We start from the raw sequence: 11,404 nt of genomic DNA on the forward strand, positions 1-11,404 counted from the left end.
CCGACACCGCGCCCGAGGCGGCGCGGCACATCGACCACCTCAAGGCGCTGATGCGCCGGCTCGAGCTGCTCGGCCGGCCGGTCGTCGCCGCGGTGAACGGCAGTGCCCTCGGCGGCGGGCTGGAGGTCGCGCTCGCCACCCACCACCGGGTGGTGCTGGACCGGCCGGACGTCCGGCTCGGGGTCCCGGAGATCACGCTCGGCCTGCTGCCGGGTGGCGGCGGGGTCAGCCGGCTGGTGCGGATGCTCGGGCTGCAGCCGGCGCTCACCGAGTGGGTCCTCCCCGGGACCCGGTACCGGCCGGCGCAGGCGCGGGAGAAGGGCGTCGTCGACGAGGTCGTGGCCACCCCCGCGGAGCTGCTGGCGGCGGCCAAGGCTTGGATCCGCGAGCACCCCGACGCCGTACAGCCGTGGGACGTCCCGGGCTTCCGGATCCCCGGCGGCGGGGCAGACAGCCCCGAGGTCGCGGCTGTGCTGCCGGCCTACGCCGCGACCCTGCGCAAGCAGACCAAGGGCGCCCCGATGCCGGCGCCGCGGGCCGCGCTGGCGGCGGCGGTCGAGGGCAGCCTCGTCGATCTCGACACCGCGACCCGCGTCGAGACGCGGTACCTCGTCTCGCTCATGGCGGACCAGGTGTCGAAGAACATGATCGGCACCTTCTACGACCTCCAGGCCGTCAACGCCGGCGCGTCACGCCCCGGCGGCGTGCCGGACTTCCGCGCCGCGACGGTCGGCGTCGTCGGGGCCGGGATGATGGGTGCGGCCATCGCGTACGCGTTCGCCCGGACGGGGGTCGACGTCGTGCTTACCGACGTCACCACCGAGACCGCGGTGCGCGGCAAGGGCCACGCCGAGCGACTGGAGGCGAAGGCCCGGGAGCGCGGGCGGACGACGGAGGAGAAGTCGGCCGCGCTGCTGGCGCGGATCACTCCGACTGCCGACGTGGCGGACCTGGCTGGAGCCGACCTCGTCGTCGAGGCCGTCGTGGAGTCGGTCGAGGTCAAGCAGCAGGTGCTCCGGGAGGTCTGCGCCGTCGCCGGTCCCGACGCGGTGCTGGCCAGCAATACCTCGACCCTGCCGATCACGCTGCTGGCCGAGGGCCTCGAGGCGCCCGAGCGGGTCGTCGGGCTGCACTTCTTCTCCCCGGCGGACCGGATGCCGCTCGTCGAGGTCGTCCGGGGCGGGCGGACCGACGACGGGACAGTCGCCCGGGCCTTCGACGTCGTCCGCCAGATCGGCAAGACCCCGATCGTCGTGCGCGACGGACGCGGGTTCTTCACCTCGCGGGTCATCGGGCGGTTCCTCGACGAGGGGGTCGCGGCGGTCGGCGAGGGCGTCGAGCCGGCGTTCGTCGAGCAGGCGGCGCTGCAGGCCGGCTACCCCACCGGTCCGCTGCAGCTCATGGACGAGCTCACCCTCACCCTGCCGCGCAGGATCCGGCAGGAGGCCCGGGCGGCGGTCGAGGCCTCCGGTGGGACCTGGACGCCGCACGGCGCCGAGGCCGTTCTCGACGCCCTGGTGGACGAGGACGGCCGGACGGGACGGTCCGGTGGCGCCGGCTTCTACGACTACGACGCGTCGGGCACGCGGGTGCGGCTGTGGCCGGGATTGCGCGAGCGGTACTCGTCCGGGACGACGACGATCCCGATGCGCGACCTCCAGGAGCGGATGCTCTTCGCCGAGGCCCTCGACGCGGTGCGCTGCCTCGACGACGGCGTCCTCACCTCGGTGGCGGACGCCAACGTCGGCTCGCTCCAGGGCATCGGCTTCCCGCCGTGGACCGGGGGCGTGCTGCAGTACGTCAACCAGTACGAGGGCGGCCCGGCCGGCTTCGTGCAGCGTGCCCGCGAGCTCGCCGCCACGTACGGCCCGCACTTCGAGCCGCCGGCCTCACTCGTCGAGCTTGCCGCCTCCGGGGGCCGGTACCGCTGACGGCCGGTTCGGCGCGCCGGCCGCTGTCTCGCCGGACCGAGCCGCCCCCACCCGATCGAACCAGCTCCGGACACGGCGCGCGGCCCTCGGATCGGCGCTCCGTCGTCCATAGGTCGGTCCGTGAACGCGCGGGCTCTGCCTGACGTGCCGAGGGGCGCCAGCCCGGAGGGTGCGTCACACCGCCCACTTAGGGCTACGTCGACGGGCGATCTCTCCCTGACACGCCGATGTGCGTTAGGTCAGAGCCACCTGACATCAGCTACGCGCATATGCACGCCAGGGAGGCCCTCGATCGTCTCGACCGCATGGGCGAAGGTGACTTCAACACGCTTATCAGTCACCTGGCCAGTGTCTGCCCTCAGCCAGAACTCTGCCGGGAACTCCGATTCCGCCGTGATGGTTCGGCTCGTCAAAACCGGAGCCTTCTCGACGATCCGATGCTTCTGCCCATCCGCGTCCACGAGGCCAACCTCGATCCACCCTGGCTGGGCATCCGAGACCCAACGGAGCACCTGTGCCCGGATGATCGCGTCTGCCATGGGCTCACCGTAGAGCCGAGGTGACCGCTCATGCCGCCCACTGCGGGTGTCGGCGTGAAGGGGCATCCTGAACACGTGCCCAATGACGAGCCCTTGGAGGGCCCTGCGTTGTCTGACAGGAACCTGCCGTGACACTCAATGGTGCTGAGGCGGGATCAGAGATCGGCGATGACGGCTCGCCGCGGGACGGGCTGGATGCCGTCGTCGCGCGGATGTGGGTCGTTGATGACGCGTTGGCGTACTTCGCCTTTACGCTCACTGCGGACCCATTGGGGAACCCGGTGTTCAGTTACCAGTCGCAGTGGGTTGGGCGGGGTTCGAAACGGATGAGGGAGCTGCGTGCCGCGTCGTTGGTGCGCCCGCACAGCATGCGACATCTCTGGGCCGAGTTGGGGCAACCAAGTGTTGTCGTCACCGATACGGAGACCTTGGCCGTCTACCTGTGCGTAGGGGGTAATGCGCTTATCGCTGAGGACATCGCCAAGAAGTTCCTGTCGGACCTCCTGGAACCACAAGAATGCGTTCCCTCGCCGTTAGGCACCGGCCCTCGGCTGCTGTCCCATGTGCCGCAGAGCGCGCTCAACCACGCGCCAACGCAGAAGTTGCGGACCGACGTCCTCGCCGAGAGGGATTCCGCTGCCAAGGCTGTGGTCGCCGGCCGGCCGACTATGTCGACATCACGCTGCACGTCCACCGTCGGAACGCCTGACCCCATGTGGACATGCGGGCTTGCCGCCGGGCGGTCATGTCGTCGGTGACAGGTACGTTCTCGAGCACCCTAGGAGGGAGCAGCACATGATGGACAATGCGGAGGCTGTAGTAGACCCGCGCAAGGTCTTCGTGATTCACGGGCGCAACGAGCTGGCGCGCGTGGCGATCTTCGACTTCCTGCGCTCCATTGGCCTAGATCCCATCGAGTGGTCCCAAGCGATCACGATGACGGGGAAGGGCTCGCCGTACATCGGGGAGGTCTTAGACGCGGCGTTCGGCGCGGCCCAAGCGGTGGTGGTCCTGCAGACGCCCGATGACATCGCTCACTTGCATGAATCGCTCACTTTTCCGGGGGATCCGGAATGCGATCCGCAGATGCAGCCGCGCCCTAATGTCCTCTTCGAGGCTGGGATGGCGATGGGGCGCGATGAGGAGCGCACCATCATCGTCGAACTAGGGGCCGTGAAGAGTTTCAGCGATATCCACGGACGGCATGTTGTCCGCCTCGATAACTCGACCCAGCGACGTCAGGAGCTGGCGACTCGTCTCCGGGTGGCCGGGTGCGCTGTGAACACCGACGGCACGGATTGGCACACGGCGGGGGACCTGACGCCCCCAGTCGCACCGGGTGGCGGACTTCCTCTGGGAAGGAAGCTGCCGTCGACGACAGCATCGGGTCTGCCACAGCTGACAGCGAGGCTCACCCCTCGGGGCGGTAGCAAGACTAGTCATGTGACAATCACGAATCACGGCCCAGGCGACGTTTACGAACTGGACGTGCATCCAGCTGAAGGTGAGGAGTCTGGTCTCTTCCGGGAAGCTTCTGACCTCCCCATACCGAAGCTCCCGGCGGGTAAATCTGTCACCGCGCTCTACCGCATGCCGATGTCGCTGGGAAGCAGTCGCAAGTCCTACTTCAACATCGTCATCAGCGGCAAAACTGCCGATGGAACCCCTCTGGAACAGACCGAATTTGTGAGTGGAGACTGAGATGAGCGACATGGAGTTCTCAATCCCCGTTGAGCTGCCCCTGGACGCCGACGGCTTCATCCGACGCGAGTGCCCTCATTGTGAGCAGCAATTCAAGTGGCACTCAGGCCCCGCGAACGCGGAAGCCGAGCTGCAGCCAGCGCAGGAGTCGTACTACTGCCCACTGTGCGGCCAGCCCGCTGGTCGCGACTCCTGGTGGACGAGGGAACAGTTGGACTACGCGGAGGAGGTTGCGGCGCCGACCGTCCGCGAGGCAATGGACGCGGAGGTCGACAAGATCTTTCGAGGGCTCAAGAGTCCAAATATCAAAGTCAACAGGAGCGGAGCGTTAGACGCGCCTGACCCTCCCTCTCCGCTTACCGAACCCAACGACATGGTGATCGTTACGTCCCCGTGCCACGCGTGGGAGCCAATCAAGGTGCCGGAGGGCGGTGGTGGGCCCCTTCATTGTCTCGTGTGCGGCGCGGCATTCACGTTGGGGTAGCCGTCCTCGGCGCTCAGCCATTTGGTTGTGTCCCCTTGCTCAAATCACTAACCATGTGTCGGTACGGAGCGTCCCTCGGCTCTGGGTTCAACAAGCGGACATGCCGCTGTGGTGCATCCTTCCGTCGCGAAATCAGTGGGGGGATACCGGTACCTCGTCGATGCGACGATGTCACGGCGCTCTGGCTCACACATCGAATAGTGTCGTCGCGAAGGCCAGCGATGGGCGGTCCGAGCCTTTCGTTTCAGGACGCGTCAGAGCATGCGCAGGCGTGCCGTGGTGGGGCGTCGGCAATACGGGGAGGTAGCAGTGGGTTTTTCAGTGAAGCTGGCGCCGGGGGTTCGTGTGCGCGCATCAAGCCGCGGCATTCGGACGAGCGTCGGTCCTCGGGTGGCTCGCGTTCATGTGGGTGCCGGCAGGACCGGCTTCTCAACCGGCGCTGGCCCGGTCGGCTACTACACGAGCGTGGGTGGCTCAGGTCAAGGCCGGGCGCGTGCGACGAGCGGTTCGGTGAACAGGCAGTTGGCAGCCGCTGCGCGGCAGCAGGCTGCCGCCGACAAGGGCGCCGTCGCTCGACAGCTCGCGGACGCGTTGATCGCGATCACCGAGATTCATCACGAAGAGTTTCCCATGGCGACTTCCCCCAGTGGCGCCGTCACCTGCTTCGGTGGATGAGGCAGCGATTCGGTTAGCGCACTGCAAGAACGCCAAGAAGCAGACGAGCTTCTTCGCCAGGATGGCTCGCAAAGCTGCGCTCACAGCCGCAGACGCCGCAGCGGATGCGGAGATCGCCGAAGCCCGAAGGAAGGGTCTTGTTCAGCAGGCTGAATTGCAAGCAGAGCTCAATGCATGGTGGGCCGCCCTGGAGCGATGTGAGCCAGACACGGTGTTGGGAACATTGATCGCTGCATTCGCGGACAACGAAGCGGCAGCAACCGCCGTCGGGGTCGAAGGAACCGAGGCTTCGCTCGTGGTGCTTGTGCCGCCGGAATCGGCTGTCCCTGACAGGAAGCCGACCACCACTCAAGCGGGCAACCTGAGCCTAAAGAAGCTCACTATGACCGAGACCGCTGACTTCTACAAACTGCTGGTGACAGGCCACATCCTGGTCACGCTGCGCGAGGCGTTTGCAGTGGTGCCTCGTCTGACCGCTGCGCGGATCGTGGCCATTCGAGCTCCCGAGCGTGACGCCTACGGCGTGCTCAAGCCGGAAGTGCTGATGGCGGGCCAGTGCAGGCGCGAAGCCTTCGAAGGGATCCGGTGGAGGGACGCTGACTCCACCCGGATCTTCAACGACGCGTTGACGGAGAAGGTGGCAGTGCAGAAGGGCGCGACCGGTGCACTTCAGCCCATCAAGCTAGATGGTGAGCCCGAACTACGCGCACTGATTGAGGCGATCGACCTCGAGGACCTGGCCGACGGCTGAAGCGTGCTGGGCCCCAAGCGCACTTCCATTACGCCTGCGTCTTTCCGCCGCGTAGCGACCGGGTCAAGTCCGCCGTGGCGAGAAGGCGAGGGGAGGCGGATGGCGGGTCATCTCTGCGGATCTTGCGCGAGGACCTCGGCGAGTCGTCGCCCGGTGTCGTCGTACAGGGTCACCCGCGACGAGCCGCGCCTGGCAGTGAGCACAGCGACCCGGCCGTGCCACGGTACGGCGACGCGCCTGCCGTCCACGTCCATGGACACCACCTCGGCGTTGACCCGGACGTCGACGTAGCTGATCCAGCGACTGCGCCATGGCCACCGACCCGACCCAGCAGCGCTGACCCCACCTCCGCCGCCGATCGCGAACATTCGAGGATCGACACCTTGCGCCGTGGCTCTCAGGACAGCCAGACCTTGCGGTAGGTGCACTGGGCGGGGCGCAAGCACGGCATCGTCCCCAGATGCCCCGCCCCCGCCGACCATGTGCCACAGACCTTCTCGCTTGACCAGGACGTGGGCCTCCGACCAGACGCACCCGACACCGCGGCGGGCGAAGGTGGTGACCGCGACGTCATCGGCGACGTCAACGGACATCGCAGCGAACCGGCGCCGACGGCTCAGTCGCACGACGGGCTCAAGCTCTCGCGACTCAATCAGCTGGACGCTCTCGCCCAGTGCGTCGTAGGCCATCTCGTCATCTTAGAAAGGACGGAAGGGGTCCAAAGGTCAGGACCAATCGTCGACGCTTTCGTACTAGCCCCTTTTCGCCGCCTGACGGCCCTCGGAATCGCGGGAGATGTGGTGACGGGTGCATTCGTCTGAGGTGTCGCCAGGCTCGCGCTCGATCCAACTGGCACAGTGCCATGGCATGGCCCCCGAACCACGGACCGTCGAGCAGCAGCCGGACCACTACGACACCTTCGCCGCCGCGTACGCGCGGGCGAACGAGAACGGCCTGTTCAACCGGTGGTACGCCCGACCGGCCGTGTTGGCCTTGCTCGGCGAGGTGGCAGGCAGGGCCATCGTCGACGCCGGCTGCGGGTCCGGACCGCTGCTCTCCGACCTGACCGATCGGGGGGCGAGCGTGGCGGGGTTCGACTCGAGCCGAGCGATGATCGACCTGGCCCGGGAACGGCTCGGAAGCGAAGCCGATCTCAGGGTGGCCGACCTGACGCAGACGCTGCCGTACGACGACGCGGCGTTCGACGACGCGTTGGCCGTGCTGGTGCTGCACTACCTCCAGGACTGGTCGCGGCCACTGTCCGAGCTACGCCGCGTGCTCAAGCCCGGTGGTCGCCTGGTGGTGGTGGTCAACCACCCGATCATCCCGCCGGTGATGTACCCGGACGTGGACTACTTCGCGACCGTGCCAAACCAAGAGGACTACGACTTCGACGGCGTCCGCGCCACCCTGACGATCTGGTACCGCTCACTCAGCGCGATGTCGGAGTCCTTCACCGCTTCCGGCTTCAGGATCTCGACGATAAGCGAGCCCCCAGTAGCGCCCGACACACCCCCTGAACTGCTACCAGCCAACGAGACCGACCCCTCGCGCTTCATCGGATTCATCTTCTTCGTCCTCGAAGCCGTACAGATGCGACAGGATCTGGCGTAGCTCAGGCCCGCTGCATACCGCCGCGTGACGGGGCTATTCGGATCCGCGTGTCGGGTCTAGCGTTCGCACAGTCCGGATGCCCGGCCGCTGTCGCGGCGGGCGGGCGCGGTCCACGACTGGTCGCCGCGTGAGGTGACTTATGTCTGCTCCGACAGCGCTGCTCCCGTTTCAGCCGTCAACGATGTCGACCGCGCAACTGGCCGCGGTGTCGTTTCTGGCTCGGTACTCGGGCCGGACGCACCGGTTGTATTCATTCCAGCTGCGGGAGTGGTTCGCGTGGTGCGAGGGGCACGGGCTGGACCCGCTGGTCGGGGTGCAGCGCGCGCATATCGAGCTGCATATCCGCGGGCTCGCCGAGCGCGGGCTGATGGACTCCTCGGTGGTGACGATGATGCACGGTGTGCGCGGGTTCTTCCGGTTCGCGCACATTGACGGCCTGGTCCCGGCCGACCCTGCGGTGTACGCCCGGTTGCCGAAGGTGCACCGGGATGAGTCGCGCACCCAGGGGTTGGACCGGCTGGAGCTGATCCGCTTCCTGCAGGTCTCCCAGACCCTCACCGTCCACCACGGCGCGTTGGCGCTCCTGCTCGGAATCAACGCGCTGCGGGCGTCGGAGGCCGCGGCGGTGCGGATCGAGGATTACGCCGAAACGCTGCGTGGGCACCGCGTGCTGCGCCTGGTCGGCAAGGGCAAAAAGCCGGCCACGATGCCGGTGACCGTCCCTGTACTGCGGGCGCTGGAGGCCTGCCGTGGTGACCGTGCAGAGGGCCCGCTGATCCTCCGTCCCCAGAGCGGGAACCCGATCGACCGACGCGACGTGTACCGGATGGTCACCCGCATCGCCACGACCGCCGGGATCCCGCGGCACATCAGTCCGCACTCGCTGCGGCACGCGGCGATCACCAACGCCCTCGACGCCGGGGTACCGCTGCGGGACGCGCAGATCCTCGCCCGGCACGCCGACCCCCGCACCACAGAGCACTACGACCGGGCCCGCGGCAACCTCGACCGGCACGGCGTGCACTTCCTCACCGCCTACGTCGCCGGCGTATGACGCGCCCAGCTCGCCTAACGCGTGGAGTACATCGTCGGACAGAGACATACACTGAACCCGTGGGCGAGGAGATCCGGTGGGACCCCGAGGCCATCGACTACATCCGCTCCCGTGGCGACCGCTACCCCCGCGCCGACGGGATCGACCCCGACTGGACACAGGAGGTCATGGCAGATGACGAGCTCCTCGCGCTCGAACCAGACCCGAAATCGCGGATGGGGGCCTCCCGGTTCATCGGTCACTCCCCATCCGCGGACCGCGTGATCGTCGTGATCGCCTACCGCGACCTCGACGGCGACCTGTACGGAATCAATGCCTGGCCGGCCACCGGTGCCGACCTGCGGCTGTACCAGCAAGGAGACGATGATGGCCAAGACGATTGGCTCAGCGCTGGCCGAGAAGCTGCGCGAGGAGTCGGAACAGACCAAGAACGACGCCTACCCCGCTGGCACGACCGGGCGGCGACCGAACCGCCAGAAGGTGTATTCGGTGCGGCTCAGCGCCGAGGAGGAAGCCGAGGTGCAGCGCGTCGCCGCCGCGAAGCACCTGCCCGCCTCAACGCTCGTCCGCTCCTGGATCCTCGAGCGACTCGACCGCGAGCGCTCCGCCTGAAGTGGCCCTCTTCGCCGCAAGACGACTGTGCTGCGGTCGGATGCGGCCCCTTCGCCAGACTCTCCGTCAGTAGTGCGCCAGCACCTGCCGCACCGGATGACCCACTAGCCGTCCGACCTCGTGGAGCTCCGCCTCGTCGAGCTCGTATCTGGCCCGGCGGGCGTTGAGCACACCGATCTCGAACCGCGCGAAGCCCATCGGCCAGTCGTAGTCGAGATCGTTCAGGCGCGCGTGCGCGCCGCAACATGGCAGGTGCACGTCGAGGTCGCTGAGGTCCTCGCACCGCTCGTTGACGAGGTCGAGAACCCATTCGACGCCGGTGACGGCGGAGCAAGCGGCACACGTGAAGGAGGCCGTGTTGACGCCGGAGTCGATGAGCGCGGTGTCCTTGTGGAGTTCGGCCCGGACGTCATCCACGGCATTGTCAGGACCAGCGAACAGGCCGGACAAGTAGTCGACGGCGGACTTGGCGGCTTCCGGCTCCGGCTGCCACGACGGCGAGGTTGGGATGACTCGGATCCAGTTGTCGCTCACGCCCACATAGTGCAACAGCCCGGGTCACGCTCCGAACTATCGGATTGCCGGCTCGGATCTGCGTCTATCCGCCGCCAGCCGGTGTCATAGCCGACTCGCGCAGGGCGGGTCACACGGGTAGATGCGCAACATCCTACGGAGGTGTCCTCCCCTACTCTCTGGATATGGCCGGTACTTCTGAGCCGATGGAGGCGATGGTGACCTCCTTGGTGCCGTCCCTGTCGCGGAGTCTGGCCGAGCAGTTCAATCTGTTCCGAGTCATGCGCCACGGCACGCATGAGAAGCAGATTTCCAACGTCTTCGCTTGGCTCCTACGCGGTGACGGGACGCACGAACTCGACGACGCGTTCCAGCGACTGTTTTTGGATCACGTGAATAGATCTTTGCCCACTGAGGCTCCTATCCCTCCCTCCGGATACCGGGTGCTTCAGGAGGTCGACACCTCCGGTCCGGATGCCTTCGGCAAGGACATCGCCGACATCGTGCTCAGCAGCCCCCAAGTGATCATCGTCGTTGAGAACTACGAGGCGTCGGACGGTCACGGCCACTCGTACCCGGGCTATGTGGCGTACGGCTGCCAAAAAGGCAAGCGGAGCGTCGTGGTGTTGCTCTGCGCTCGACGTGAGAGCCATCGCCAAGTCGATGGTTGGGATCAAGCCGTCGTCGTGACGTACGCCGAGCTGCTCGAGGATCTGCGAGCACTAGTGACAGACGACAGATCCTGGCGACGTAGATGCCCGCAGCAGCTGTTCTTCCTCGAGCAGATGTTCCGACACTTTCTAGAGGGGCCGGCAGCCATGAACATCGATGATCGAATCGCCTTCATCAGGACGATGTGCGAAACCGGAGAGGCGGACCGTTACGGGTACCGACCCCAAGCGGTGGCCGCGCAGGAGTTCGCCAACTTGGTGGGACAGCACGCGTTGCGGCAGTTCGAGGAGGGGCGCTCAACCCTGTCCGACATCAAGGGAGCACTGCGACGCTACGCCCAGCGGACCTTGATGGATCAGCTCAACGGCGCCTTGACGCGTGGGCAGGTGGTGACGGTCTACGCGCGGTTTGTCGGGACGTGGGAGTGGTGCGTGACTCTCGAGCGCGCGGACTCAGAGTCAGTCATCTTCCTAGAGTTCGGACCCACAGCCGCTGCCGAGAACGCGCGCGCCCCCGAACCGCTGCATAACCCGGACTACACCAAGGTGTTCATCACCCGGAAGGCCACGCGCCAGGACTCCATTAACCACATCGCGCAGACTGACGTTGGACTCAACGAAGTGCTGGCTGGTTTGAGCAGCGACGACGTCCGCCTGCGCGACGCTGTCCTTCAGGCCGTGACGGCGGACTGATCCCCGCCCGTCCTTGCTCGAGCGCAAGGTGCGTCACTTCGCCGCCTGTTGGGCGACGGTCAGGCGTCGAGGTCAGGCGACCTTGGAGGAGTACCGCTGCCGGGCGGCTTCGCCCGAGGTACCGACGAATCTTCCGATCGCACTCCACGACAGGCCGGCCTCGCGG

12 protein-coding genes are annotated in these 11,404 nt (G+C 67.0%); 9 read left to right on the top strand and 3 right to left on the bottom strand.

Translation table 11 applies throughout. The features are described from left to right. Positions 1-1,931: 3-hydroxyacyl-CoA dehydrogenase NAD-binding domain-containing protein (locus EPD83_RS18760; protein WP_165566995.1), on the top strand; the 1,931-nt coding region annotated here is incomplete at its 5' end. A gap of 239 nt (positions 1,932-2,170) precedes the next feature. Here EPD83_RS18760 and EPD83_RS18765 read toward each other — a convergent pair. Then, positions 2,171-2,470, bottom strand: a complete 300-nt coding sequence (locus EPD83_RS18765; RefSeq protein ID WP_128366174.1) for a hypothetical protein — start codon at positions 2,468-2,470, stop codon at positions 2,171-2,173. A 128-nt stretch (positions 2,471-2,598) separates the two neighbouring features. On the opposite strand from EPD83_RS18765, the gene EPD83_RS18770 reads away from it, so the two are divergent. The 4 genes from EPD83_RS18770 to EPD83_RS18785 all read left to right on the top strand — a co-directional run bounded on the left by EPD83_RS18770 (position 2,599) and on the right by EPD83_RS18785 (position 6,081). Continuing rightward, positions 2,599-3,228: a hypothetical protein gene (locus tag EPD83_RS18770; RefSeq protein WP_128366175.1), complete on the top strand. Its 630-nt coding sequence runs from the start codon at positions 2,599-2,601 to the stop codon at positions 3,226-3,228. Positions 3,229-3,268: 40 nt separating this feature from the next. Then, entirely contained in the window at positions 3,269-4,171 is a 903-nt protein-coding gene (locus EPD83_RS18775) for a TIR domain-containing protein (RefSeq protein ID WP_205859614.1), read from the top strand. A gap of 994 nt (positions 4,172-5,165) precedes the next feature. Further along, entirely contained in the window at positions 5,166-5,330 is a 165-nt protein-coding gene (locus tag EPD83_RS18780) for a hypothetical protein (protein ID WP_164896236.1), read from the top strand. Continuing rightward, a complete protein-coding gene (locus EPD83_RS18785) occupies positions 5,323-6,081 on the top strand; it encodes a hypothetical protein (RefSeq protein ID WP_128366177.1) in 759 nt (252 codons plus the stop codon). Before EPD83_RS18780 ends, EPD83_RS18785 begins: the two co-directional genes overlap by 8 nt. Positions 6,082-6,188: 107 nt before the next feature. Here the strand turns inward: EPD83_RS18785 and EPD83_RS18790 are convergent, their stop codons facing one another. Beyond that, a complete protein-coding gene (locus EPD83_RS18790) occupies positions 6,189-6,770 on the bottom strand; it encodes a hypothetical protein (RefSeq protein ID WP_128366178.1) in 582 nt (193 codons plus the stop codon). A 178-nt stretch (positions 6,771-6,948) separates the two neighbouring features. Between EPD83_RS18790 and EPD83_RS18795 the strand changes: the two genes are divergently transcribed. The 3 genes from EPD83_RS18795 (at position 6,949) to EPD83_RS18805 (ending at position 9,361) form a co-directional block, all read left to right on the top strand. Next, positions 6,949-7,695 (top strand): class I SAM-dependent methyltransferase, encoded by a 747-nt coding sequence (locus EPD83_RS18795; protein WP_128366179.1) that lies wholly within the window; start codon positions 6,949-6,951, stop codon positions 7,693-7,695. Between the two features lie 181 nt (positions 7,696-7,876). After that, a complete protein-coding gene (locus EPD83_RS18800; RefSeq protein ID WP_165566996.1) occupies positions 7,877-8,749 on the top strand; it encodes a tyrosine-type recombinase/integrase in 873 nt (290 codons plus the stop codon). A gap of 366 nt (positions 8,750-9,115) precedes the next feature. Next, a complete protein-coding gene (locus tag EPD83_RS18805) occupies positions 9,116-9,361 on the top strand; it encodes a hypothetical protein (RefSeq protein WP_205859615.1) in 246 nt (81 codons plus the stop codon). Between the two features lie 66 nt (positions 9,362-9,427). Here EPD83_RS18805 and EPD83_RS18810 read toward each other — a convergent pair whose 3' ends face one another. Beyond that, entirely contained in the window at positions 9,428-9,895 is a 468-nt protein-coding gene (locus tag EPD83_RS18810) for a hypothetical protein (protein ID WP_128368267.1), read from the bottom strand. A 164-nt stretch (positions 9,896-10,059) separates the two neighbouring features. Between EPD83_RS18810 and EPD83_RS18815 the strand changes: the two genes are divergently transcribed. Further along, positions 10,060-11,238: a PD-(D/E)XK nuclease family protein gene (locus EPD83_RS18815; RefSeq protein ID WP_128368268.1), complete on the top strand. Its 1,179-nt coding sequence runs from the start codon at positions 10,060-10,062 to the stop codon at positions 11,236-11,238. Positions 11,239-11,404 lie beyond the last annotated feature (166 nt).

The organism is Phycicoccus flavus (genome assembly GCF_004025965.2).
GTDB lineage: Bacteria > Actinomycetota > Actinomycetes > Actinomycetales > Dermatophilaceae > Phycicoccus > Phycicoccus flavus.